Here is a 25,868-nt window from a genome sequence, read left to right on the forward strand (position 1 = left end):
AGGAACGGGTGAATCGGGGTCCGATACGACGGGCGCGGCGCCAGCGCAGCGCCTTTGCCGAGCCGCGATGGTAGCAAAGCGCGCATCGAAGCGAAACATGGCCCTCAAGCGCTGTGCCATACCGCATCGACATGTCATCCAACAGATTGGACAACACGTCATTCCTTTGGACGCATGCGGGCTTCGCCCCTACGATCTATCGCGCCCCCTCATTTCGGAATCGCTACCATGCCCTCGATTTCCAGCTATCTTCCGCACGATCTCGACCGCGCGCTGCTCGTTGGCCGGGTCTGGCGCTCCAACCCGCAAGGCGATGGCCCGTGCGTCGTCGCCGTGCGCGGCGGCATGGTCTTCGACATCACGTCAATCGCTCGCACCACGGCCGACCTGTTCGAGCGCGCCGATCTGCTCGACGTCGTACGAAACGCACCTGGTGAGCCGCTCGGCGATGTGCGAACGCTCATCGAACAGAGCCTGCAAGCGAGCCAGCCGATATTGCTCGCGCCCTGCGATCTCCAGGCGATCAAGGCGTGCGGCGTGACGTTCGCCGTGAGCCTGCTCGAACGCGTAATCGAAGAACAAGCCGGTGGCGATCCCGCCAAAGCCCAGGACGTGCGCAACGACATCACGCGTCTGATCGGCACCGATCTATCAAAAATCAAGCCGGGCTCTGACGACGCGCTCAAGCTGAAACGGGAGCTTCAGCGGCGCGGGGCGTGGTCGCAGTACATGGAAGTCGGCATCGGTGTGGATGCCGAAGTATTTTCGAAGGCGCAGCCGATGTCCGCGGTGGGCTTTGGCGCGGATATCGGCCTGCATCCGGCATCGGCATGGAATAACCCGGAGCCGGAAATCGTGCTCGCGGTCAACAGCCACGCTCAAGTCGTGGGCGCAACGCTGGGCAACGACGTCAATCTGCGCGACATCGAAGGCCGCTCCGCCCTGCTGCTGGGCAAATGCAAGGACAATAACGGCTCGTGCGCCATCGGCCCCTTCGTACGGCTATTCGACGACGTTTTCACGCTCGACACGATACGCGCCACCAGCGTGTCACTACGCGTGGCAGGCAGCGACGATGATTTCCTGCTCGAAGGCGTGAGCCACATGCAGGAAATCAGCCGCGATCCGCTCGATCTCGTTGCGCAGACGTGCGGCCGCCATCATCAGTATCCGGACGGTTTCATGCTGTTTCTCGGCACCATGTTCTCGCCGATCAAGGATCGCGATACGGCGGGCGGCGGCTTCACCCACCATCTGGGCGACCGCGTGACGATCAGCGCCCCGCCGCTGGGCGCGATCGTCAACACCGTGCGTCTTTGCACGGAAATCGCACCATGGACGTTCGGTGCGCGCGCGCTCATCGCAAACCTCGCCGCGCGAGGTCTCGTGTAACGCACGCCTTACTGGAACGCCACCTCGGCGAAACTGCGCAGTTTGCGGCTGTGCAGCTTATGCAGACCATTGGTGCGCAGAATCTCCATCGCCTTCACGCCGATCTGCAGATGCTGATCCACCTGCGCGCGATAGAACGAATCGGCCATGCCCGGCAGCTTCAGTTCCCCGTGCAGCGGCTTATCGGAGACGCACAGCAAGGTGCCGTAAGGCACGCGGAAGCGGAAGCCATTCGCGGCGATGGTCGCGCTTTCCATATCCAGCGCGACCGCGCGGCTTTGCGAAAGACGTTGCACCGGCTCGCGGTGATCGCGCAGTTCCCAGTTGCGGTTGTCGACGCTGGCTACCGTGCCCGTGCGCATCACGCGCTTGAGCTCCGCGCCTTCGAGACGCGTGACATCCGCTACCGCGCTCTCCAGCGCGAGTTGCACTTCGGCGAGCGCCGGAATCGGCACCCACAGCGGCAGGTCGGCGTCGAGCACGTGGTCTTCGCGCACATAACCGTGCGCCAGCACGTAGTCGCCCAGCCGCTGCGTATTACGCAGTCCCGCGCAGTGGCCCAGCATGATCCACGCGTGCGGACGCAGCACGGCGATGTGATCGGTGATCGTCTTGGCGTTCGACGGCCCCACGCCGATGTTGATCATCGTGATGCCGCTGCCGTCGGCACGCTTGAGGTGATACGCGGGCATCTGCGGCAGGCGCGCGGGCGCCGTGCCTTCGTCGTCCTGCTCGCCGAGGTTCGCGTTGTACGTCACGACGTCGCCCGGCTCCACGAACGAGGTGTATTCGCTGCGATAGTTGCGCAGATCGGCGTCGTCGGTACGCGCCATCATCGCGCGGCCGAGTTTCACGAACTCGTCGATATAAAACTGGTAGTTGGTATATAGCACGTAGTTCTGCACGTGCGTGGGCGAGGTGGCCGTGTAGTGCTTGAGCCGATGCAGCGAAAAGTCCACGCGCGGCGCGGTAAAAAGCGCGAGCGGAAACGGCTCGCCGGGCAACGGCTCGTAGGTACCGTTGACGATGCGATCGTCGAGTTCCGCCAGATCGGGCACGTCGAACACATCGCGCATCGCGAAAAGACGCTCGCGGTCCAGGTCGCCTTCGAGGTGGATGCCTTCGGCAAACGCAAAGTGAACCGGAATCGGCTGCTCCGACACGCCCACTTCGATCTGCACGTGATGGTTCTTCGCCAGCAGACGCAGTTGCTCGCGGTAGTAATTGCTGAACAGGTCGGGACGCGTGATCGTCGTCTCGAACACGCCCGGCCCCGCAACGAAGCCGTACGAGCGGCGCGAGTCGATGTGCGTGTTGACTTCGGTGCGGATGCGCACGAACGGATAGCAGGCGCGCACGCGGCGCTCGAACGACTCGCCGCGGCGGTAGCGCGCGAAGGCATCGCGCAGGAACGACGTGTTGGCTTCGTAAATCGCGGCCAGGCGCGCGACGGCGTCGGCGGCATCTTCGAAGGCTTCGAGCGGGAAGTCGTGCGGGGGCGTCATGAAAGTTCGCCGGTTGGTATCGTTGTTCATTGTCGTTCGCCTCGGTTCGTTTGAACGACATTAGCACGGAAGCGAGACATTCTGACAACGCCCTTCGTCATCGCCCTTCAGGCAGCGCGGAAATGCGCGGACAAGACGGAATGAGGTGGCGCAAGGCGGAACAAGGCCGATGCAGCGGTTCAGGACGGGTGGCGCGGCGCGGATTTGCTAGAATTCGAGAATCCCATCGGAGAATCACCATGAAGTCGCATCTTCTTGCCGCCGTCGCCGCGACGCTTGCGTTTAGCGGGCTCGCCATGGCAGCGCCGGCCGACGACGCCAAAACGGCTGTCGAGGCCCAGTCCGCGCAGTCCGAGAACGAGCGGGCCGGTCTGCCCGATCTCGCGGCAATCAACCGTCCGGCTGCACAGGTCAGCTCGAAGGTGGACATCAACGACGTGCCGCGCACGCCGAGCTTTCATGAAGTGAGCCCGACCGGCACCGAAATCACCGAATACCGCGACAAGGGCAAGCCCGTCGAAATCAACGTGCATTCGAACTTCGGCACGCGTTACACGATGAGCGCGAACCCCGACACTTCGCCGCAAGTGCGCCCGAATGGCCAGGCCAGCACGCGCCTGCCGTCGATCAACCTGCATTACTGACACACCGCCCTCGCGCGTGGGCGGCGTGCGCTGTCCGCGCCGCCTCCCGCCCGGGCGCGCTCGAGCCCGTCCCGACCCTCAAGCCTGCACGTTGCCAAGTGCATATGAGCCGGGCCCCATTACGAAAACCACACGACCTCTCGCATGGCCGTCTTCACCGCTGTCACCGAAACCCAGCTCGCCCAATGGATGCGCGACTACGATCTTGGCGATGTAACCGATTTTCGCGGCATCCAGTCCGGGATTGAAAACAGCAACTTCTTCCTGACGACGACGCGCGGCGAATACGTCCTGACGATCTTCGAAAAGCTCACCGCGCAGCAGTTGCCGTTCTATCTGGACCTGATGCGCCATCTCGCGTCGCACAGCGTGCCGGTGCCGGACCCGATGCCGCGCGCCGACGGTTCGCTGTTCGGCATGCTGCACGGCAAGCCGGCCGCCATCGTCACGAAGCTCGACGGTGCGCCGGAACTGGCCCCGCAGGTTGAGCATTGCGCCGAAGTCGGCCAGATGCTTGCGCGCATGCATCTCGCGGGCCGCGACTACGCGGGCGATCAGCCGAATCTGCGCAGCCTGCCGTGGTGGGAAGAAAACGTGCCGACGGTGCTGCCGTTTCTGGACGGCGCCCAGCGCGATCTGCTGACGAGCGAACTCGCGCACCAGCAGGCCTTCTTCGCGAGCGACGACTACGCGTCGCTGCCGGGCGGTCCGTGCCACTGCGATCTGTTCCGCGACAATGCCCTGTTCGCGCACGCCAATCCGGCAACGGGCCATACGGTGCGCCTGGGCGGCTTCTTCGACTTCTATTTCGCCGGTTGCGACAAATGGTTGTTCGATGTGGCGGTGACGGTCAACGACTGGTGCGTCGATCTCGCCACGGGCGTGCTCGATGCGGCTCGCGCCGAAGCGCTGCTGCGCGCGTATCAGACGGTGCGCCCGTTCACGGCCGCCGAGATTGCCCACTGGAGCGACATGCTGCGCGCCGGCGCGTACCGCTTCTGGGTCTCGCGCCTGTATGATTTTTATCTGCCGCGTTCGGCGGAGCTGCTCAAGCCGCACGATCCCGGCCATTTCGAGCGCATCCTGCGCGAGCGCCGCGCCGTCACTCCCGGCGACATTCAAGCACTTTCTGGCCTGCCCCGTTCATGCAACTGATCGAAGTCCCCGCCAAGCAGGGCTATGTGTGGTTCCGCCAGGGCATCTGGCTGTTCCGCCGCAATCCGCTGGCGTTTCTCACGCTGTTCTTCGCGTATCTGCTCGCCATGACGCTGATCTCGGCAGTGCCGCTGATCGGCGGCGTGCTGCCGCTCATCTTTGTGCCGGGCGTGGCGGTCGGTTTCATGGCCGCGTGCCGCGACACGATCGCGGGCAAGCCGGTGTTTCCGACGATCCTCGTGGACGGTTTCCGTTCGTACGGACCTAACGTCACGAAGCATCTGTTCGTTCTGGGCGGGATTTACGTGGTGGCGATGACGCTGGTGCTCGCGGCGTCCGCGCTGGTCGACGGCGGCGAGCTGCTGCGTCTGATGACGCTGGGCGGGACGCTGGACACGGAGGCGATCGAAAACAGCAATGTGCCGCTCGCCGTGCTGGCGTCGCTGGCGGTCTATTTGCCGGTGTCGATGCTGTTCTGGTTCGCGCCGGTGCTGACGGCCTGGCACGACGTGCCGCCCATCAAGGCGATGTTCTTCAGCATCGTGAGCTGCTGGCGCAACAAGGGCGCGTTCGTGGTGTACGGCGCGCTGTGGTTTGCGCTGTCGATGGGCGTGGCCATCGGCCTGTCGAATCTGCTGCGCGCGCTGGGCGCGGGCGAATACGCGCTGGCGATCGTGATGCCGGCGCTGATTCTCGTCACGACGATGATCTACTGCTCGTTCTACGCGACGTACCGCGGCTGCTACGGCATTCAGGAGAAACCGGCTGAGCAAGCGCCCGATTCGGGCCGCTAGTCGTTTACAGCTGCAGCACACATCTACGGGGCGCCAGCATGCGCCCCGTTTTTATTGCTACGGCTTAGCCGTAGTGGTTCATCCACGAAGGATGACGGCCGGTCTTCTCGCGATCGAGCTTGCGCATGCGGAATTCCAGATCGTAGATATCGGCCGATTCGGCCAGATAGGCTTCTTCGCGCTCCTTGCGGGCGACGTCGGCGGATTTCGTGAGGAACAGGAAAAGGCGGCTAAGCAGGTACATGGTCTGGCTCCGGATACTGGGCACATGCCCTCGTAAGGAATGGAGCTATTATAGGGAAAACCCTGATTAGGGTAAACCCTTGAATTGATACGGATTGTCGCAGGCGTGCGCGAACCGCGCTGCAGCGGCAGCCAGGATCAGCCTGCACCCTGGGCCAGTTCGCCGTCGAAAGCGTCGTCCGGCTTGGCGCGACGTTGCGTTTCGAAAAAGTCCCAGATCATCGCGCTGGCGTCCGGCCCGCTGGAGGAATGGAACGGCACGGTATCGTCGCCTCCGCTCCAGGCATGATCGAGCGCATCGACGCGGCACAGGCGAACGACGCTCGCGCCATCGCGAAGGTAATCATGGACCGAGTAGCCGTCGCCGTCGTGCTCGTGGGAGACGACGCCCTGACGCACGCCGTCGTCATCGGCGAGACCGTTGAGATGCAGGAACTGCGCGGTCAGTTGTTCGGCGTTGATGGGCGCCACGACGGCGTCGTTGCCGCCCTGCACGATCAGCGCCGGCATGCCGGGATGCGTGCGCCCCGCCAGCTCGCCGTCGACCAGCGCGGCCGGCTCGTGATGCAGCCCGCGCCGCATCACGTCGAGCGCGGCCACGCCCGAGCGCGCCTCGCCGAACGCCGGCCCCGAGTGCAGCGCGACCGCGGCGAAGCGGCCCGGCGCACGCATCGCCAGCAGCGACGCGAGACCAGCGCCCGCCGACAGCCCCGCCAGATAGATGCGCGAACGGTCGAAGCCATGCTCCTCGGCGAGCGTATCCACCAGCGAAACGATCGCCGCCGCCTCGCCGCCGCCCGCCGGCTGGCGCGCGTCGTACCAATGCCAGCACTGGTGCGGATGCGCCTGTATCGATTGCTCCGGATACACCACGGCGAAGCCATGACGGTCGGCCAGCAGGTTCATGCGCGTGCCTTCGGCGAACGAATCCATGGTCTGCTTGCAGCCATGCAGCATCACTACGACCGGCATACCGGCGGTGGGACGATCCGGCGGCAGATACAGGCCATAGGCGAGCGCGCGCGACGCGCCCTTCGGCAAATGTTCGGCGCGCTGCCACGTGCCCGCGGCCCATGCTGCAGCGCGGGGTCCGACGCGCGATTCGCGCACCGGCGCGCCCGTTGCCGGGCGCGGTTGAGGGTTTTCTGCAGTGGTTCTGGGCGCGGTGGCGGCCTGCGCAGCGGCGGCCTGCGCGCCCAGCCACAACGCCTGTGCGTCGGACGCGCGCAAGCCGGCTTCACGCAGCGCCGTGCGCGCCGCGCGATTCTGGATGGCGAACAGACGTCGCATGCCACCCGTCCACAGCTTCGTCAGATCTTTCGTCATCAAAGGCCTCTTTTAAGGGGGTCGGATACGCAGCGAATATGCAGCCGCCGCGCTCGTTGTGCGATGCACAATAACATCAATCTGACAGCGTTGCAGTCGAATGAGTTCTAAAGCGAAATTGGCGTTCGCTGCGGCGCATTAAGCGCAATGAATCGCGGCTATACTGGAAATCTCGCGATGCACTTGTCGGCGCAACCTGCCGCTGGTGCGTTACTGAATGGACACCCACTTAACAATGCGCCGTGGCGGCGCCCGCTCATGCCCGACTTGCCCCTCAACCTCTGGACCGCCATCACCAACCTTGGTGGCGCGGGACTCACGTTTCCGCTGGCGTTCGCGATCGCGCTGTGGCTTGCCGCAGGCTATTCATGGCGCATGGCGGCCAGCTGGCTGGCGCTTCTCGGTGCGGCAATCGGACTCGTCACGTTGACGAAAATCGCCTTCCTCGGCTGGGGCGTCGGGGTGCGTTCGTACGATTTCACGGGCCTGAGCGGCCACGCGATGATGTCCACCTCGGTCTATCCGGTGGCCTTCTTCCTGATGCTGCAAGGCGCGCGGCCCAAGCTGCGCGCGGCGGGCGTCGCGCTGGGTCTCGTGGTGGGCGTGGTAGTGGCGTTCTCGCGCGTCGTGCTGGACGCGCATTCGCCTTCCGAGGCGGTGACCGGCACCATCGTCGGCGCGCTGACGGCGCTGGTGTTCGTGCGCTACTGGTGGGAAGCACGCTCGGGCGGGATTTCCACGGCGGTGGTGACGATCAGCCTCGCCGCCCTCACCATCGCCCTGCATGACGTGCGCGTGCCCACGCACCGCTGGGTCACGGATATCGCCCTGACCGTCTCCGGCCACGATCAACCTTATATGCGCGCCAAGTGGAAGGCCAACCGGCCCGTCCGTACGCCGGGCACGCCGGGCACGCCGATCGCGCCGATCTCACAAACGCGCGACACGCTCACGCCGGTCGCCCAGCACCACGCGTGACGACAGCGGCGGCGCATGGCTCGCGCCGCCGGGCTCTGCGTTCTAGTTTTAGTTCCCCACACCTAGCAGCACGCTCGACGCCTTGAAAACGGCGGTCGCGTTTACGCCGACTTCAAGACCTAGCGCCTCGACGCTGACATCGGTGACAACTGCGGCAATCACGATGCCGCCGGGCAGTTCGAGCGTCACCTCGGCGTTGACCTCGCCGCGCCGCACACCGCTCACCACACCGCTCAAGCGGTTGCGCGCCGACAGCCGCGCCGCCGCCTCGGCCCCGCCAGCCACCAGCACCACCGACGACGCCTTGACCAGCGCAACAACCGCCGCGCCTTCGGCGAGGCCCAGCGCCTCGGCGCTCTCGCGCGTGACGTTGGCAACAAGGTGCTGGCCACCCGGCAACGTAATCGAGACTTCGTCGTTGACCGCACCGCGTGCGAGTGCCGCGACCGTGCCATAAAGCTGGTTGCGCGCGCTCGTGCGCAGACCAAAGCGGCCCAGCACGGCGAGATCGCCAGGCAGGCTGTGCCCCGCATAGACATCCAGCGCGCTCACCGCCGCCGCCGCGCGTTCCAGAAAGCGCCGATGCTCGCGCTCGATCGCCGCGAATGTCTCGATCAGACGCATTGCACGCGTCGTGAGCGTCGTGCCACCGCCGCCTTTGCCGCCGGTCGCGCGCACCACGAGCGGTTCGCCAGCGAGATTGTTCATGGCGTCGATGGCATCCCAGGCGCCCTTGTAGCTCATGCCCACGGCCTTGGCTGCGGCCGTGATCGAGCCGCTATCGCGAATCGCCGCAAGGAGCGCGATGCGCGCGCTGCCGCCAAGCATCTGCGGCCCCGCCTGGAACCAGACCGAGCCGCCGAGCCCCAGCCCAGGCGTCGCGCTGTGATCGTTGGAATCGAAATCAGAAGGATTCGGGGAAGCGGAATTCATCACGGGACGCCCTTGTTTTGCAGACGCCGATTATAGAGACGACGCTTCGCTCACCGGAACGCATGAGTCCGCTCAAACGCAACTCAAGCACCACGCGCGACCTTCGGCGGACGCAACTCGCGCAACAGCCGCTCGCCCTCTTTCGCTGTATAGCGCTTCACCGCCTCGCACCAGCCGCGCGCAAAACCCAGCTGATACGGTTCGGCGTCCATGCGATCGAGAAAGCCCAGCGCCACCGCCGCATCGTTACCGTCGCCGAGCACGCCTTGCAGCCGCGCGAGCGTGCGCGCGGTTTCCGTGCGCGTGCGGCGCGACGTGACCGACGTGAAGAACTCCAGCGTATAGCGCAGATACTTGGCGTTGATGCGTACGCGATGACGGCTCGCCTCGTCGATGGCGGTGAGCTTTTGCGCCTGCGCAAGCCGCTCGTAATAGCGGCGAATGCGCTTCTTCGCGTGGCGATGCAGCGATGCGGCGGCCTCGTCCGGCTCGACCGTGTGCTGCGCGAGGTTCGCCAGCCATTGCAGCCACGCGAGCGCCGCGTGCGCATAGCGCAGCGAAGCCAGCGCCTCGCTCACCCGGGCACGCGCGGCCATCCGCCCGGCTTCGGCCTCGTCGCGCACGGCCTGCCAGCACGCGGAATCCTTGTCGGCGGACGCTAGCGCGGGCAAGGTCGATTCGACGAAAACGTCGCGATCGCGCGCCTCGCCAAGCAGCGCGCCGATCCATTTGAGATCGGGCTCGATGCGCACGCGCCACGTCTCGTCCCGCCAGTGCGAGAAGATGCGCATGGCCGTGCGCAGACGCCGCTGCGAAACGCGCATTTGATGGATGAACTCCGTATTGGCCGAATCGCGCACGCCCGCATCGTTGCCGAACCATTGCGCGCTGATATTGGCGCAAATTGCCACCAGCGCCTGCTGCACGCTCAACGCGCCACGCAAATCGACCGGCGCGGCATGCACCGCCTGCTCGTCGCCGACGAGACTGCCTTGCGCCGCGCGATCAAACGCATCGGACACGCGCACAAACGCGGGCAGCGCATCGACCAGTTCGTGCGCGCAGGCGAATAGCGCATCGACGAGCGGCGTGGGCGGCGTTTCCTCAGGCCATGGGACGCTCACGCGCAGTTCATGCAGCCGCGCCATTTCGTCGCGTGGCGCGCGCACATCGGCATCGAGTTGAAGCTCTACGCCTGCGGTGTCGCGCGGCCACGCCCAGACGCGCCGCGCGGCCGTGAGCACGGCGGACGCAGCAAGCGGACCGGCGGCTGCAAGCGCCTCGCGAAACGCCTGGGGCGTGGCGTCGAAAAGCGCGCCATCGAGCCCCTCCGTTTCGAGATGCGCCGAAAATATCGGCTCGACGACGACGACACCGGGCGTCCATTCGCGCCTGCTGGACACAACAACGCAATGCGCCGATCCGCGGGTTTCGACTGCAATCCGCCAACCCGCCTTCGCGAGCGCGCCGTCACGGTCGAACGTGACGATCGAGACTGCGTCGGAAGCTTCGGCGCATGCCGCGAGAGACGGTAATGCAGCGCACAACGTCGCCGCACAATCGGGCGAACGGGCAGCCGAAGCGACAACATCCAGCACGAGTTCCAGACGACGGACCATGAATGCTCCGTGGGTTCGTTAACGCGACCAGGCGACCGCGTTACCGCCCCGATAGTACACGACGTGGGATTTTTGAAACGATCGGCCGCAGGTCGCCCTTTCGCTTGCGCAGACTGACGGCGATCAACATCGAGCGACAGCGGAAGTGGAAAAATGTCGAGATATCGCTTTGATTCATCTCATTTCATAAGGAGTATTGAGTGTTCCCCGAATATAGAGAACAGATCTCGCACCTCAAGGTCCACGACGAACACTTCGCGCGACTCTTCAATCGTCACAACGAACTCGATCAGCAGATCAAGAACATGGAAGCGGGCATCGTTCCCACGCATGGCCTGGCCATCGAACATCTCAAGAAAGAAAAGCTGCACCTCAAGGATTCGCTGTACACGATCCTGCGCAAGAACAGCAACGCCTGAACCTGAATCTGGGCGTCACGCGCTTCTCTTCCAAGTCTGTTTCAGCCATCTCTCGTTACGCGGCACGCTCACTGGCACGCCGCGCGAGGGCATCCATCCGAGCCGATGCCTGAACGTCTGGCCCGGTCAGAGTGATGGGAATTTGCACCGATCGATACGACAGATGCGCCCCAATCGGCTGTGTATTCCGACGGCGAGAAGCGCGCGCGTTTTAATGCGCTTCGATATGTGCTTTATAAGTTTGCGGATACGAGCCGCAATAGCAGGCGATTGGGCAGTTGATCCGTTGCCGGTGAGTCGGGCGGTTTGAGGTTGGGGTTGGGTGGTCGGTGAGTTTTTATGACCAGCCGTGTTGCCTGTATCGTGTCTCGTAACGGCGGCCCCTCATCTGTCAGCATGGGAGCCGATCAGTAAGGGTTAAGCGGGAGGCGATTCGCTCACGTCATTAAACTTCCGGCACGTAAATGCCCGTTATTCCCGCCCCGACGACGACAGGCTTGAGATCAACGTCGCGCCACACGAGGTTTTATGGCCGTCGAGCGCAACGGGCTTTCCGTCGACGATAAACGATGAATCGCCTTCTGCGATCACGCAGTTCTGATGCCCTTGCATCGGGCAAATGCAGCGATCGCCCTGCCGGGCTACGGCACGGCCCATCACCTCGCTGACCTGGCTGCCGGTTGCGACCCTGCCGCCGTGGCTGGTCGCATCGCCCACGCGAATGATGCCTCTCATGGCTGCCCCTTCTGACTCACCAGGACCAGCCTTGCTGGTTGTATTTCGTGTCGTAGCGGCGCCCCCACCACGGCAGGTAAGCGTTGTTCTCACCGCGTGCACGGTACCAGTCAGCGTTAGGGTCGATGGGCAACGGTTGGGCCGGTGGCACGACCACCACTGCGACCGGATGCTCGGCGTTCGTCGTGCCCGCTACCAGCACCGTTTCTCCAAGGTGATTCGCCCGGCCGATTGCCAGCACGACATCGGTGAGCGCAGTGCCTGCGCCCATATCGCCTAGTAGCCCTGGCGTGTTGAAGGTCTGCTTCTGGAAATCGAATTCCGGCAGGGTTTCAGTGAGCGTGCGGCCAAGCGAGCCGATACGGGAAGAGGCGGCGTCGCTGCCCTTGCCTGCGTCATGGATCACGTAGTTGATCTTGCTCGCCGGTACGTTGGCATTGTGTGCAGCACCCTCGATTGTCGCTTTCCACGCCTCGACTGCGCGTGTAGTGCCCGCCTTCGCTTCGAAGTCCTTGACGTTTCCGCTAGACGCCTTGCCGATCCAGGCAAGCGGCGCGCGGTCGGTCTTCATATCCGGTCCGGCGAGGATCAGCAGCACCATGTTCTCGTTGATCTGACTGTCTTTTGGTGGAAAGCTCGGCGCGTCCCAGTTCATGACCCAGACGCTCTTGTCTGGATTCGCCTGCAGATAGTCCAGCGCCTTGTTTAACGAGGTGAAGCCAGCGTTGGCACCACCGGGAGTGACGTGCACATCCGGCGGCGTGTCCTTGCTCCAGAGGTCGGGAGACGATTTGCTGCCGATTTCGAAGAACAGCTTCATGCGATCGCGGAGGTAAGACTGCGCCTCGACGGGATCAAGACGCCCAGCCGGAATGGCAAACTCGACGTGAACGCCGGCCAGTTCGCGCCACAGTTTCTTGTCTTTTGGCTGGACGGTATAAAAATACTTGCCGTTCATCGCGTATCTGTCGCCGAACAGCAAAAGCAGCGTATCGACATATTTTTGGTAGAAACCGTCAAACGTCTCCTGTCCGCGCACGCCATCAGCGACAGCCAGCACGGCACGAAGCGCACCATACTTTTGCGGGTTCGTACTGACCATGTCGTCGTGCTTGTTCGGTGTGACCAGTCCCAATGTCCAAAGGATCTGCCACTCGGTCGGATAGTCACGACGCTGCAAGGGATTTAACCACTCGAGTCCCACCACCTGCGCAGCAAACAGCTTTCCAGAATTACCGGTCTCGCTGCTTGATACCGACTCCCCCGGCACAGCCGCCTGCGCGGTCATGGGTGCAAACGCCGCTGTCAACAAGAACACCGCGAGCGCCAAGAGGCCTGGCAGGATCACCAGTCGTTTCATCACTTCTCCCATCGTCAACATGGCGGGTATCGCCCGGTCTTCATAGACCATTAGTATCAGCATCAGCACGCTTGCAAGAGCCATGACGGCGATGGCCAGTCCACATCGTCGGGGCCATGTCCCGAATAGCGTGCTCATACCACGTCTCCGACCTTTAGAAACAGCTCTCCCTCGCGCTGATCGTGGATCTTGTCCGCCGGCAACGTAGCCTCTGGGTCTGTGTTAGCCCATATGTGCAGATACTGGTCCTTGTGCTTTCCGGTCTGAAAATAATCAGAATACTGCTTGTTAGGATTGCTAGCGGGTATCCCATTCCACATCCGCCAGTCCGCCTCGATTCGCAATTGGGACCAGTCTTCTTCTGTCAAATAACACACCCCAATCGCCACGTCATAGGCCAAGGCCTTTTGCGCATGCAACGAGTTCGTCATCGTAATGGAGTGGTTCGTCGGGTTGTTATTCATCCCGTCTCGCAGAATGGTATTGATCTCATCGTTATGCCAGTCGTGATAACCCGCCGGGGCATTCGCCGCATCGTCCTCGCCCGTTACCCTGCCATCCTCATCGACCCAGCCGTTCGTATCTCCTTGCTGTGCATTGCGACGCGCCTCCTGCCGCAAAACGGCATGGTCCTCATAGCGTTGCGACGCCTCACTCTCCACTGTACCTTGTGCCTTCAGATCGCTCTCCGTCATCTGCCCGCTTACCATGGAAGGATCAGCCTTGAAGGTATCGTACGGGTCGTCTGCTTGTGCATCAGTCGCGGACTTTTTGGCGTTGCGGGCCGCAGACGGCGGATCATAGCCCTCATTGAAGTTGCTGGTGTATCCATCGGCCTTGTATTCGATCTCCTTACCGTAGCGCATCGCGACCGGCAAGAACGGTTCGTCGAGCAAGGGGGCATTGACCGGCACCTCCCAGTCTTTCGGCGGGTCCTCGTTCACAGGCAATTTGACGAGGAGCGTGGCGAGATACAGCAGCGGCGCCGTAGTAAGCGTACCGAACTTGCCAAACATCGTGCGGTTTCCACGCAGCGCCTTCGATAGCCCGAACTTCGCAGGCGGCGATGGTGGAGACCAGAAGCCCTTCTTGTCGATCACCTCTGCTCGCCAGTCGTTTTTCCGATAGTTATACGTGGTGTTGCTTCCGTCACCGATCTTATAGTTTGTCGCAAACACTCTTTGCGTCAGAACGCCATGACCGCCGGTCTTGTCGATTTCTGCCGCGCTCATCCCCCGCCAGCCGATCCCCTGCACCGTCGTCGCTGAAATCACCTGATCGTGCGGACAGCAATACACAGTGACGCGCCCATAGGTGTGTCCGTTCACGCCATAGTCGATCCGATCCTGTCCCGAGTTGTACGGTTTGCCTCCCAGTTCCGAGGTCCGCGTGCTGGCCATTTCCTTGTCGACCTCGCCGGCGTCCTGTTCGAGCGCGGCGCGCTTGCGCAGGATTTCGAAGAAGTTCTTGAGTGTCTCGGCTCGCGCGGTGAAGGTCTCACGCCCCCGGTTACCTTGCGCATCCCGCGATTCGCGCTGCGTCCAGTTGTCCATGCCCAATTTTTCGACGAGGCTATACGGAGCATTCGCAAGCACGTAGGCATCGGCGACGCAATGACCGGTCTTCTGGAATGGATCGGTGACATCCGACATGCGGTCGCCAAGGAACGCCGCGGCCAAACCCACCATGTTTCCCTGGCTGTGACAGACCACAGTGATGGGCACGTCGGCCTGCTTCTGGCGGATCGACTGGATCAGCCTGGCAAGGCGTAATGCAGCCATCACCATGTATGGCCGCGGCGGTGTCCGATAGACAAGGCGTGAAGTCGGATTCATCGCCTGGACAGTGATCCAGCCAAAGACCCGGTCATCGACACCCGCGCTCCATAGATCGGCCAGGCTCGTGCATCCATTTGCGAATGGGCCTCCTCCCCAATAGTTCTGCTCATTGAGAAAGACGTTAGCGCCGTAGTCCTTCATGTCCTGCTTGTTCGCTTTGTAGCCCCAGCGAAAATGGATCACAGGTGAAAATGCGGGAGCCGGTTTGATGTAGGTTGCGGAGCCAAGGTCCGGATTGATATATCCATCCGGCGTCAAACTCCCCGTGTAGCTCACTGGCGACATCTGGCCGCCTACCACGCCGGTGTAGCTCATCTGGTCATCGAGCCGCCCCAGCCGCCGGTTGAGCCCCTTGCACAGTCCCTCTTCGGCCGCCGTGAACCACTCTCCCTCGGAGTTCACGCCATGCACGAAGATCACCACACCGGGCAACGGCATTTGCTTGACGCAAACGAGCTTGCTCTGCACGTCAAAGAGCGTCGGGCCCCGACCGCCGCCGACGAGAATACGCGGTGCAGCGCCCGCATCCGCCGCGCTAGCCGTATCGCTCGCGGCGCCAGCCTGCGAGGCCGACGGATCAATGAAGGAATCGGTCATGTTCTTGTTATTCGCAAGATGCGCTTAGCTGATCTTCTTGAAAAAATTCACCGCCAGTGATTCGAACTGGTCGCCATTGATCGGCGGCAACTGCCCCGAGCCGTCGGTTTGCCCTTTGATGATGTCGCCAGCCGCCTTGCGAACCTCGCCTTCGTAGCCGCTCGCGGCTTGCCCGTCCGTTGCCCGCACGAGTTGCGGTACACGGCCCAGCGGCGCGTGATCGAACTTCGGCATGTCGGCGCTCATACTTGCGGCACCGGCCCACGTGTGTCCCGCGGCCTTGACCGTGAAATTGCCGGGACAGCCAAGCTCGATATCGCCGCCATGCAGCTTCAGATAAGCCCCACCCGAGGTCACGAGCACGACTTGATCGCTGGCGGCGCCCGTGAGCTTGCCGCCCGCAGCGGTCAGCTGAATATTCTTCGCCGAATCGATCTGCGTATCGTCAGCCTGGCTCTGCAATTTGACTTTGCCCTGATTGGCAACCGCCGATACGTCGTCGGCCTGCGCGAACAGTGCAACGCCATGCCCGGCCTGCAGGTTGATACGCTGGCCGCTGGTCACCTGAACATGCTGTTGCGCGACCTGGTCGATGTTCTCACCCGCATAAGTCACATGGGTCTTTGGCGTCACGTGAGCAGCCCCAGCTTCGGCCCCGAACGCCATCAGCGGCTCGCCACCCGATGCCTGCCAGCCCTTGAGCGCCGATGCCACCGCGCTTTGGCCTGCCGCGTCCATCGCCTGGCCGCCGTGCTGTCCGGCGTAATCGCCCAGCGACTTGAACAGTTCCGTACACTCGCCGAGCAGCTGGATCAGTTCATCCCGATCGAGCTGATTGCCGCTCGCCTGCGCACGTGCGTAGGTCGTGAGCAGAATGCCCTGCGCGGCCCGTAGCGCGGCAGCGGCATCCGTACGCAACTCCGCGCCTTCGCCGCGATTTGCGCCTTGTCCGTTGTCACGCGGTTGCGTGAGATAGCCTAAATTCAGCTCCGAAAATTGATGCTGGCTGGTTAGCTGGGCGCTGATCTGCGCCGGTGTGTCGTCCAGGCGCAACTGGTTATAGCGCTGTCCCTTGATCTCTTTCGAGCGCAGCCCGGACAGATAGCGATTGCCCGGCAACGCACCCTTGCCACTGAACATCGACGCCGGCATGTTCCGGCCATTGATGAAGACGCCCGCGACATACATCCGGTCCGGATCGCCACCCACGAAATCCAGCAAGACCTCCATGCCTGCCCGCAGCGGCGTCTGCGCGCCATAGGTGTCGCCCGCCCAGTTGCCCAGCACGCGCGCCCAGGCGCTATCGGACGGAGTGCCGCTTGTGCCTGCGCCATTGGCGTGCGTGTGATCGTCAGGATCGAGTCCCTGGATCTGCACATTGACGCGGCCATATTCATCGCAATGCACTTCTTCGCCATCGGGCGCCGTGACTGCGCCGACGATCGGGTGCACCGGCGGCAGGTCGACGTTCGGCTCGTATGTGGGCGTAAGCGGCGTACCGCGCGGCACTGCGCTAAAGGTATTTTCGTAGCGGCCCGAGCTTGCGTCATCCAGGGCAGAGGGCCGAGGGTACGGGTCGGGCGCCAATGGCGTCATTGCGAATGGCCAGCGGCTCGCCGCGAACAAGGCCTGCGCCCGCTCTCCCAGATCTTTCGGCAGATTGTTCTCGCCCCGGTGATGCAACGTCGTCACAACGAAGCTGCGCTTTTCTTCGGGCAGGCGGTCCAGTTCAGGATGTCCGGACACGCCGATCCAGAAGCCCACGGCAAGATCGCGCACGCCGCTGGCCGCATCGACACGCACCGACCGGGAACCATGCGCGTTCAGCCGCGCAACGCCCAGTCGATCGTAGTCGCTCCATGAATCGGCCATGTGCGGTGAGTCGATGCGAGAGTCCGAGAGTAGACGTGCGAGATCGTTACCAGCCACGCCTTGTTCGACGCTCGTGGGAACCTGTATTTCGTCGACGCGCCCTGGCTTCAGATCCCAACTCGTGCGCCTGATTGCGCCCGCCACGATCTGCCGGCCAATGCACATCTGGGTAATCGAATCGGCCACGCCGATGGTCGCATCCGCGTGATAAGGCACTGTCCCCACGCTCGCCCGCGCCAGCCTTGTCGCGTCATCGAACAGCACTAGCGTATGGAACGGTTGTTCGGCGCTATCGCTCTGCCCCGTGCCACCGGCCTTTATGAACCACGCAATACCGTCACGCCGGCACAGACGGCGCACAAAGCTCGCGTCTGATTCGTTGAACTGCAAGGTCTGTTCGCGCACCGGATATTTCGCCGGGTCCAGTTGCGAGACATCGAGATCAAACGCGCCCGCCAGCGTCGTGCTGCGTGTACGCCATTCGCGCACGAGCGTCTGAAGGATATCGACGACATTCTTTTGCCGGAAGATACGTGTATTGGCGCGCCGTTCCATGATCGAAAGCGCGTCGCGAATCACCAGCTGATAGGTGGCGAGTGAGCCGTCGGACTCGCCCTCATAGGCATCGGTCACGATGGCGCAGATCGAGTGCAGCTCTCCCTTGTCCGTGGCCAGTTGCACTGTAAGCGGCTGACCGAGAAAACTTTCAAGCGGTATGCCGATGCTTGTCGAGATGCAGGTCAATTGTCCTTCGATTCCGCCGCACAGCACTTCACGTATATCGAGACGCTGCACGAGCAGTAAGCCCGCAAGCGTCTTTTGCGAACGGCTCCAGTACAGGCGGAAAGGACGACTCTCTTGCGACGGCAAGGCCCCGATAAAGACGCGAGGGATGGGATAATTCACGGCTTGTTCCCCGAATGCGGAATACGCATTGACGCAAAATGCATAACTCGCGCGAGATGCTTATTTTTTGCGAGTATGCGTTTTAAATTCTTACGATGAATTTCACGTCAAATTATCAGGATGCCAAATTTCTGTCAAATTTATGACGAACAGGAAAAAACTTCACTGCACTGAGTTAGATTTTCTTATCAAGAAGAAAATTTTCCCGAAACAAGTCATTGATCATTCGACAAAATTTCAACACCATCATCTATTCAGCATGTTTTGCCAGTAATTTTCATCCCGCATTTTTATTGAATAAAAATATTAAAACCATCTAATAAAAAATATAAATTTTAAAATCAAATTTTAACCAAAATAATAGTTGACCAACCACCCATCGTAAATACGCATTCAAATCCACGCCTCCTGTCCCCGCAACGTTTGCATTCAAAAGCCAGTGCCTCGATAACGCTGCTTGAATTCCTGAAATCACACAAAACTATCTCGGTCGCTCTAATAATGTATAAGATCAATTATCAGTCTATTTCAGTCGTTTCGTAACCCTAAAGTTATTAAACACCTGGAGGTCGTCATGTCGGAATCGGATGGCGCAGCGAAGACCGAGGCACGCAGGGCTTTCCTCAAAAACGTGGCAGTCGCCAGTGTAGCGACCGGATTTTCCGGCGTTGTCGGCGAAACGCTCGCACAGACCGGTTCTCCTTCTACCCCCACCACCGCGGCTTCCAAGCCTGCCACGGCGTCCACAACCAACCTGAACAAGCAATACGCCGATTTCCTCAATTTCGCCGATGCACAGGATTTCGAAGACGCAAAGCGCGGACTGATCGCAACACTCCCCGAGCCTGTCGTCATTCCCGGTCCTGGCGGCGTCCACGCGTGGGACCTGCAACAGTTTGCATTCGTGAGCGGCGGCCCGGAAAACAACGCCCCGCCCACCGTCAATCCCAGCCTGTGGCGTAATGCCAAGCTCAACATGAATCACGGGCTGTTTCAGGTAGTAGACGGCATCTGGCAAGTGCGCGGCTACGACCTGTCGGTCATGAGCATCATTCGCGGCGATCACGGCTATATCGTCGTGGATCCGTTCATTACGACGGAAGTCGCCTCCACAGTCTGGCAGCAACTCGTCATTCCACATCTGGGCGATAAGCCGATCACCCACGTGATCTATACGCATAGCCACGTCGATCATTACGGTGGTGTACGCGGCCTGGCTAGCGATGAAGACTTGAGATCCGGCAAGGTTCAAGTCGTAGCGCCAACCGGTTTCACCGAAGCCGCCGTTGGCGAGAACGTCATCGCCGGTAACGCGATGGGTCGCCGCGCGAGCTTCATGTATGGCTCGCTGCTGCCACGTAACGCCACTGGCATCGTCGACGGCGGCCTTGGCAAGACCACGTCGGTCGGCACCATCACGCTGGCCGTGCCAACAATGTTCGCCGAAAAAACCGGACAAAAGATGACGCTGGACGGCGTGGAGATCGTGGTGCTGATGGCGCCAGAGTCGGAAGCGCCATCAGAGTTCATGTTCTACATCCCCAAGTACAAGGCCTTCTGCGCGGCCGAGGACGCCACCCATACGTTGCATAACCTCTACACGTTGCGCGGTGCCAAGATGCGCGATGGTCTGCTCTGGTCGAAATATCTGCAAACGGCGCTAGAGATGTTCGGCGACGATGCCCAGGTGCTGTTTGCCTCGCATTACTGGCCAACATGGGGCAATGACCGTATCGTCCCGTTCCTGCGCGCGCAACGCGATATGTTCCGCTATCTTCACGACCAGACATTACGGATGGCTAATCAAGGCCTGACGCCGCTCGAAATCGGCGAAGCCATGCGCCTTCCTGATAGCCTCGCGAAACACTGGTATTGCCGCAGTTATTACGGCACGGTGTATCACGATGCCGTTGCGCAATATAACCTGCGCCTGGGTTTTTTCGACGGCGTGCCGGCCAATCTGCATCGCCTGCAGCCAACCGAAGCGGGTAAGCGCTATGTCGAATTCATGGGCGGATCGGCAGCCGTACTCAGCAAGGCGCATGGCTATTTCAACAAGGGCGACTATCGCTGGGTAGCCGAGGTCGTCAACCACGTTGTCTTCGCGGAGCCGCAAAACACCGCTGCCAGACAGTTACTCGCCGATACCTACGAGCAACTGGGCTATCAGGCTGAGTCGGCGCCATGGCGTAATTTCTACCTGACCGGTGCAATGGAGTTGCGCGACGGCGTAAGAAAACTGCCCGCGCCGAATCCCCAAAGCCCGGACACCATCCAGGCCATGCCTTTACCCATGTTTCTCGACTATCTGGGCATCCGCCTGAACGGCGATCGCGCCGCGGGCAAAACAGCGGCTTTTAATCTCATTCTGACCGACACGAAAGAACACTATGTGCTGGGCGTCGAGAACAGCGCGCTCCATTACTCTCGCGATACCAACTCGAAGAGCGTCGATGCAACCGTCACGATGACGCGCGCTGATCTTAACGACATCATGATGGGCAAGACCAATATGCAGAAACTCGTGATGGGCGGCAATGCGAAGATCGATGGCAATAGTCAGAAGCTAGGCGAGTTCGTTTCCTGGCTCGACACGTTCGACTTCTGGTTCAATATCGTCACGCCCTGAGGTGCCGCCATGTGCGCAATCTGTGAATTCAAGATCGAGTTCAGCATCGGACACCCGCTTGCGCTAAGCGCCGCCGTGGCGACGCGCAAGGCCATCGAAGCGGGTCTCGTCGACGAAATCGATGCCGATGACGGCGCGCTTGCGGCAGCGCGTAAGCGTTTGTCCGCGGTCGATGCGCTCAATCTGCTGCAAGCCCGCATCGAAACCGGTCACGCGGCGGACGATCTGCTCGCGCTGCCTGACTTTTACGTTTTGCTAATCGAAAACGACACCTGGGGCTTTTTCCACGCGACGACCGAAGGCTTCGATCCGGACATCGTGCCCGAAATGCCCGATGTCACCGCGAGCGAAGACCTGAAGCGCAGCAATATCGTCGTCACATCCGAAGCGGCGCTGCGTGCGTGGCTGGCAGGCCGCTTCGACATGTCATACGCATTGGATACGTCGCTGTTTATCGTCGATGCGCCCGCGGCATCGGCAACGTCTCTCACGCGCATGCTCACGCGTGCGGATACGCCGGTTCCGGTCGCGTAACCCTGCGTTCAGGCGAGGGGCGCAACCGACGCCCCTTCGATACCATGCCGCGCGAGCGCATTGGCGACGAAGCCCGACGCCTTCTTCTGCTCCACGAAATCCGCCAGCACAGCGGCCGCCTGCTCGCCCCGGCTCTTTGACACGCCCATCGCCTGGCGGATCACCATAAAGCGCTCATCCAGCAAACGCAGGCCGCCGACCTTGCTCGCATCGGCCTGCAATTGCTGCTTCACGCCCGCCGCCACTTCGAGATTTTGCTCGATGAAGGTCTGCACGACGGTCGGCGATGTGGGCGCGCGGACGATTTGCGCCGCTTTCAGTTCGCGCGTCAGGAACAGATCGTAAGCGCTGCCCTTGCCGACGGCCACGCGATTCTGCGCCACATCCACATCGGCATTGGTGCGAACCGGCGAATCCTCTCGCACCAGATAAAAGCCTTCGATCAGCACGTAAGGTTCGGTGAACGCAATCGTCTCGCCGCGCTTGGGGTCGACCGCGAAAAAGCCGAAATCCGCGCGTTCGTCGCTCACGGCTTCGACCGATTTGCCCGCAGCATCGAACACCACGAGTTCGAGCGGCAAGCCAAGATACGCAGCGAAATCGCGCGCGAGATCGACTGAAACGCCAAATGGCTCGCCCGTTGCCGCATCACGATTCGCCAGAATCGGATTGCCGAGATTAATAGAGGCGCGCAAAACGCCGGTGGGCGCAAAAGCCTGGATGACAGCGGGATCGATATTCATGATTGATGTGTACGACGCCGCATGCCGGGCGTCTTTTCAAGGTTCAAAAATTTCGCGGATATTCGACAACGCGTCGAGCGTATGCAGCAAATGCTGACGCAATTCCTCGGAAGCTTCCTCGTTGCGCTCTTTTTCCAGCAATTCGAGCACATGAAGATGCTGCTTTGCGTGCTCGACATAACGCTCGCGATGCTGCATCGACCGATAGGAAAGCAGTCGCCGCACGCGATTCACCCGACGAATCGTATCGATGAAGAAGCTGTTGCCCGACGCCTCGACCAGCGACTCGTGAAAGCGTACGCCGCGTTCGTGCAACTGATCGGCGCTATCGGTTTCGATGCCTCCTGCCAGCAGATGTTTTTCCACCTCGCGGCAGCGTTCGAGTACCTTGCGATCGAGTTTGTAGCCTGGCTCCAGCAGAGCGGCCGGCTCCAGTGCGAGACGCAGACGGTACGACTTGAGCAGGCTGTCCGGCGTCGTGAGCATGGGCGAGAACTCCCAGCCATAACCGGGTTTGCGTTCGGCCCAGCCTTCCTGCGCGATCCGCCCCAGCACCGATGTCAATTGCCCCGTCGTCAGGCCATAACGCGTGCGGATCAATTGCTCGGAAAACGTATCGGGCAGTTCGCCCTTGAGACGATCGTCGGCGATCTGGAAATACACGCGGGTGACGAGATCGGTTTCGGAGAGCCCGAGTTCATCCACCACGTCGGACAGCGACTCGATCACCGGACGCGCCACGAAAAAGCCGCGATTCTTCTCGCGCTTGAGCACGCCCTTTTCGTGCAGCAGCGCGAGCGCCTCATTCACGGGCGAGCGCGAGACGCGCAGGCGGTCAGCCAGCATCTGCGCGGGCAGATGCGCGCCGGCCTCCATGCCTTCGGTGCGGATCAAGTCGAGTATTTGTGTCGCAATGGATCGGTCGATCATCTCATTCAGCCAGCCGCGCAACGCCGGGGCTTTATTCAGTGGCCCCCGGTTGCGAGTGTGTTGTGCAGGATCAGCGGAATCACACCGCCCGAGCGCAGCAATCTGCATTCGAGCTGCGTTTCCACGGCCGCGCGCACGTCGATCGTTTCGATGCGGCCATCGGCGCGCACGATCCGTACCGGCACCGCGCAGCGCGGCGCGATCGTCGCGGCGTCCGCCTGGATGTCGAGCATATCACCCGGCCCCAGCGCGAGCGTATCCGGATGGGTGCCAGGCGCGAAACGCAGCGGCAGAATCCCCATGCCGATGAGGTTGGAGCGATGGATGCGCTCGAAGCTCGCGGCCAGCACCGCGCGAATGCCCAGTAGACGCTGGCCTTTCGCGGCCCAGTCGCGCGACGATCCGGTGCCATAACGCTCGCCAGCCACCAGCACGACAGAGTCTCCTGCATCGGCGTAGCGTTGCGCGGCTTCGAAAATCGGCAGCACGTCGCCGCTCGGCACGTGCAGCGTGTGCGCCACCGGCATGCCGGGTTTGAGGCGGTTCACCAGCGTCTTGTTGTAGAACGCCGCGCGCATCATCACTTCCCAGTTGCCGCGCCGCGAGGCGAACACGTTCAGGTCGTCGCGATCGTCGCCGCGCGCGACGAGGAAATCGGCCACGAAGCTGTCCTTCGGGATCGCACTGGCGGGCGAAATGTGATCGGTGGTGATGTCGTCGCCGAGCACGAGCAGCGGATACGCACGATACCTGCCGAGCTGGCTGCCCTGATCGGCGGCGGCGAACGGCGGGCGGCGCAAGGCCGTCGATTTCGCGTCCCATGGAAAGCGCGCTGAAGACGGCGCTTCCAGTTCGTGCCACGCAGGATTGCGGCTCGCCACCGCGAACGCGCGCGGATAGTCCTCAGGATTGGCGGATTGCGCCACCCGCTCCGCCACTTCCTCGCGCGTGGGCCACAGATCGCGCAGAAACACCGGCGTGCCGTCCGCGGCGATCTGCACCGGTTCGCGGCTCAGATCGATTTCCGCATTGCCCGCCAGCGCAAACGCAATCACAAGCGGCGGCGACATGATGAAGCCCAGATCCAGATCGGGATGAATGCGGCCCGCGAAATTGCGGTTGCCCGAGAGCACCGCGACCGGATAGATGCTGCCATCGGCCTGCGCGGTACGCACGCTCTGCGTGAGCGGCCCCGAATTGCCAATACAGGTCGTGCAGCCGTAACCGACGATATCGAAGCCCACCGCCGCCAGATCGTCGAGCAATCCGGCGCGTTCAAGGTAGGTCGCCGCTGCAGGCGACCCCGGCGCCAGCGAGGTCTTGATCCACGCGGGCACATTCAGCCCTTTCGCACGTGCCTTGCGCGCCACCAGACCGGCGGCGATCAGCAAGGCCGGATCGGAGGTGTTCGTGCAGCTCGTGATGGCGGCGATCGCCACGGGATGGCGCGGCATGCGCGCGTGCAGCGTTTCAGGCTGGAAATCAAGCTTCGCCAGCGTCGCGGGCAGCGCCGTGTAATCGAGCAGATCCTGCGGTCGGCGCGGCCCGGCCACATGCATACCGATGCTCGCCAGATCGATCTCGATCGTGCGCGTGTAACGCGGCGTGGCCGCAGGATCGAACCACAGACCCGCAGCGCGCGTATACGACTCGACGAGCTGGATCGCGTCTTCGTGGCGATTGGTCGCGCGCAGGTAATCGAGCGTGCGCGCATCCACCGCAAAAAAGCCCGTCGATGCGCCGTACTCCGGCGCCATGTTCGCCACCACTGCGCGGTCGCCCGCGCTCAGTGTCGCCACGCCGGGCCCGAAATATTCGACGAATTCGCCCGACACGCCAATCGCGCGCAGCCGCTGCGTGACCGTCAGCGCAAGGTCGGTGGCGAGCGCGCCGGGCTTGAGCGCGCCCGTGAGCCGCACGCCGATCACGTCGGGAATGCGCTGCATCACAGGCATGCCGAACATCACCGTCTGCGCTTCGAGACCGCCCACGCCCCACCCCAGCACGCCGATGCCGTTGATCATCGGCGTATGGCTGTCGGTGCCGATCATCGTGTCCGGCACGGCCCACGCTTGCCCGTCGCGCTCGACGCGCGTGACCACTGTCGCCAGTTGCTCCAGGTTGATCGTATGCATGATGCCCGTGCCGGGCGGATGGATACGCACGCCCGTGAGCGCCTGCGAAGCCCAGCGCAGGAAGCGATAGCGCTCGCCGTTGCGGCGCAGTTCCAGCGCGAGGTTTTGCGGCACAGCGCCAGCCTCGCCGAAGTACTCCACTGCGAGCGAATGATCCACCGACGAATCCACCGGCAGCACCGGATTAAGCGCGGCGGGATCGGCGCCAGCTTCGGCCAGCGCGTCGCGCATCGCGGCGATATCGACCAGCGCGGGCGTGCTGGTCGTGTCGTGCATCAGCACACGATTGGGTTGGTACGCGATCTCGTGCTCGCTCGTGCCGTGCTCGCGCCACGCGAGGATGGCGTCGACGGCGGCACGACGTTCGTCGCCGTCCGTATTGCGGATCACGTTCTCGAGCAGCAGGCGCAGCACGACCGGCAACTCGCCAAGCTTCTCGCCGAACATCGTCGGCAGATCGACGTAGCGCAGGCGCGCGCCGGCAACGTCGAGTTGGCCGGTCAGTGGGGTGTCAGTGTTTTCCATGACTGTATTTTTGCACTTTTCCAGGACAAAATGCAATCATAGTGAAAACCCCAAAG

The 25,868-nt window shown here is 62.2% G+C and carries 20 protein-coding genes; 8 read left to right on the forward strand and 12 right to left on the reverse strand.

The window, feature by feature from the left end:
- Window positions 1-228: 228 nt before the first annotated feature.
- Window positions 229-1,392, forward strand: coding sequence for a fumarylacetoacetate hydrolase family protein (locus F3J17_RS19265; RefSeq protein WP_167062075.1), 1,164 nt, complete (start codon window positions 229-231; stop codon window positions 1,390-1,392).
- An 8-nt stretch (window positions 1,393-1,400) separates the two neighbouring features.
- On the opposite strand, the gene F3J17_RS19270 is transcribed toward F3J17_RS19265, so the two are convergent.
- On the reverse strand, window positions 1,401-2,927 hold the full coding sequence (locus tag F3J17_RS19270) for an AMP nucleosidase (RefSeq protein ID WP_167062077.1): 1,527 nt from the start codon (window positions 2,925-2,927) through the stop codon (window positions 1,401-1,403).
- A gap of 209 nt (window positions 2,928-3,136) precedes the next feature.
- Between F3J17_RS19270 and F3J17_RS19275 the strand changes: the two genes are divergently transcribed.
- The 3 genes from F3J17_RS19275 (at window position 3,137) to F3J17_RS19285 (ending at window position 5,490) form a co-directional block, all read left to right on the forward strand.
- Entirely contained in the window at window positions 3,137-3,541 is a 405-nt protein-coding gene (locus F3J17_RS19275; RefSeq protein WP_167062079.1) for a hypothetical protein, read from the forward strand.
- A gap of 144 nt (window positions 3,542-3,685) precedes the next feature.
- The gene (locus F3J17_RS19280; protein WP_167062081.1) at window positions 3,686-4,696 is read left to right on the forward strand and encodes a homoserine kinase; all 1,011 of its coding nucleotides are present in this window, start codon (window positions 3,686-3,688) and stop codon (window positions 4,694-4,696) included.
- Window positions 4,687-5,490, forward strand: coding sequence for a BPSS1780 family membrane protein (locus F3J17_RS19285; protein WP_167062083.1), 804 nt, complete (start codon window positions 4,687-4,689; stop codon window positions 5,488-5,490). The genes F3J17_RS19280 and F3J17_RS19285 overlap by 10 nt, the downstream gene beginning before the upstream one ends.
- 64 nt (window positions 5,491-5,554) lie before the next feature.
- Here F3J17_RS19285 and F3J17_RS19290 read toward each other — a convergent pair whose 3' ends face one another.
- The gene (locus F3J17_RS19290) at window positions 5,555-5,734 is read right to left on the reverse strand and encodes a DUF3563 family protein (RefSeq protein ID WP_167062085.1); all 180 of its coding nucleotides are present in this window, start codon (window positions 5,732-5,734) and stop codon (window positions 5,555-5,557) included.
- A gap of 137 nt (window positions 5,735-5,871) precedes the next feature.
- Window positions 5,872-7,059, reverse strand: a complete 1,188-nt coding sequence (locus F3J17_RS19295; protein WP_167062088.1) for a PHB depolymerase family esterase — start codon at window positions 7,057-7,059, stop codon at window positions 5,872-5,874.
- 258 nt (window positions 7,060-7,317) lie between these two features.
- On the opposite strand from F3J17_RS19295, the gene F3J17_RS19300 reads away from it, so the two are divergent.
- Window positions 7,318-8,037 (forward strand): phosphatase PAP2 family protein, encoded by a 720-nt coding sequence (locus tag F3J17_RS19300; protein ID WP_167062091.1) that lies wholly within the window; start codon window positions 7,318-7,320, stop codon window positions 8,035-8,037.
- 48 nt (window positions 8,038-8,085) lie between these two features.
- On the opposite strand, the gene F3J17_RS19305 is transcribed toward F3J17_RS19300, so the two are convergent.
- Both F3J17_RS19305 and F3J17_RS19310 read right to left on the reverse strand, forming a co-directional pair.
- Window positions 8,086-8,970 (reverse strand): TOBE domain-containing protein, encoded by an 885-nt coding sequence (locus tag F3J17_RS19305; RefSeq protein WP_167062094.1) that lies wholly within the window; start codon window positions 8,968-8,970, stop codon window positions 8,086-8,088.
- A gap of 83 nt (window positions 8,971-9,053) precedes the next feature.
- Complete coding sequence (locus tag F3J17_RS19310; protein ID WP_167062097.1) at window positions 9,054-10,589, reverse strand: CHAD domain-containing protein; 1,536 nt, start codon at window positions 10,587-10,589, stop codon at window positions 9,054-9,056.
- Between the two features lie 200 nt (window positions 10,590-10,789).
- Between F3J17_RS19310 and F3J17_RS19315 the strand changes: the two genes are divergently transcribed.
- The gene (locus tag F3J17_RS19315; RefSeq protein ID WP_167062100.1) at window positions 10,790-11,008 is read left to right on the forward strand and encodes a YdcH family protein; all 219 of its coding nucleotides are present in this window, start codon (window positions 10,790-10,792) and stop codon (window positions 11,006-11,008) included.
- A 471-nt stretch (window positions 11,009-11,479) separates the two neighbouring features.
- On the opposite strand, the gene F3J17_RS19320 is transcribed toward F3J17_RS19315, so the two are convergent.
- The 4 genes from F3J17_RS19320 to F3J17_RS19335 are packed head-to-tail and all read right to left on the reverse strand — an operon-like array spanning window position 11,480 to window position 18,316.
- The gene (locus F3J17_RS19320; RefSeq protein WP_167062103.1) at window positions 11,480-11,743 is read right to left on the reverse strand and encodes a PAAR domain-containing protein; all 264 of its coding nucleotides are present in this window, start codon (window positions 11,741-11,743) and stop codon (window positions 11,480-11,482) included.
- 16 nt (window positions 11,744-11,759) lie between these two features.
- Complete coding sequence (locus tag F3J17_RS19325) at window positions 11,760-13,241, reverse strand: virulence factor (protein WP_167062106.1); 1,482 nt, start codon at window positions 13,239-13,241, stop codon at window positions 11,760-11,762.
- Window positions 13,238-15,538, reverse strand: coding sequence for a hypothetical protein (locus F3J17_RS19330; protein ID WP_205194864.1), 2,301 nt, complete (start codon window positions 15,536-15,538; stop codon window positions 13,238-13,240). The genes F3J17_RS19325 and F3J17_RS19330 overlap by 4 nt, the downstream gene beginning before the upstream one ends.
- 24 nt (window positions 15,539-15,562) lie before the next feature.
- Window positions 15,563-18,316: a type VI secretion system Vgr family protein gene (locus F3J17_RS19335; RefSeq protein ID WP_345891217.1), complete on the reverse strand. Its 2,754-nt coding sequence runs from the start codon at window positions 18,314-18,316 to the stop codon at window positions 15,563-15,565.
- A gap of 574 nt (window positions 18,317-18,890) precedes the next feature.
- Here F3J17_RS19335 and F3J17_RS19340 point away from each other — a divergent pair.
- Together F3J17_RS19340 and F3J17_RS19345 are read left to right on the forward strand one after the other, a co-directional pair.
- The gene (locus F3J17_RS19340) at window positions 18,891-20,945 is read left to right on the forward strand and encodes an alkyl sulfatase dimerization domain-containing protein (protein ID WP_167062107.1); all 2,055 of its coding nucleotides are present in this window, start codon (window positions 18,891-18,893) and stop codon (window positions 20,943-20,945) included.
- 9 nt (window positions 20,946-20,954) lie between these two features.
- Window positions 20,955-21,479, forward strand: coding sequence for a hypothetical protein (locus tag F3J17_RS19345; protein WP_167062110.1), 525 nt, complete (start codon window positions 20,955-20,957; stop codon window positions 21,477-21,479).
- An 8-nt stretch (window positions 21,480-21,487) separates the two neighbouring features.
- Here the strand turns inward: F3J17_RS19345 and F3J17_RS19350 are convergent, their stop codons facing one another.
- The 3 genes from F3J17_RS19350 to acnA are packed head-to-tail and all read right to left on the reverse strand — an operon-like array spanning window position 21,488 to window position 25,812.
- Window positions 21,488-22,222 (reverse strand): ABC transporter substrate-binding protein, encoded by a 735-nt coding sequence (locus F3J17_RS19350; protein WP_167062113.1) that lies wholly within the window; start codon window positions 22,220-22,222, stop codon window positions 21,488-21,490.
- Window positions 22,223-22,258: 36 nt separating this feature from the next.
- Entirely contained in the window at window positions 22,259-23,152 is an 894-nt protein-coding gene (locus F3J17_RS19355; RefSeq protein WP_167062116.1) for a GntR family transcriptional regulator, read from the reverse strand.
- A gap of 35 nt (window positions 23,153-23,187) precedes the next feature.
- Window positions 23,188-25,812, reverse strand: a complete 2,625-nt coding sequence (acnA, locus tag F3J17_RS19360; protein WP_167062119.1) for an aconitate hydratase AcnA — start codon at window positions 25,810-25,812, stop codon at window positions 23,188-23,190.
- Between the last annotated feature and the right edge of the window lie 56 nt (window positions 25,813-25,868).

Source organism: Burkholderia sp. Ax-1719 (assembly GCF_011753055.1).
In the GTDB taxonomy this organism is placed as follows: domain Bacteria; phylum Pseudomonadota; class Gammaproteobacteria; order Burkholderiales; family Burkholderiaceae; genus Paraburkholderia.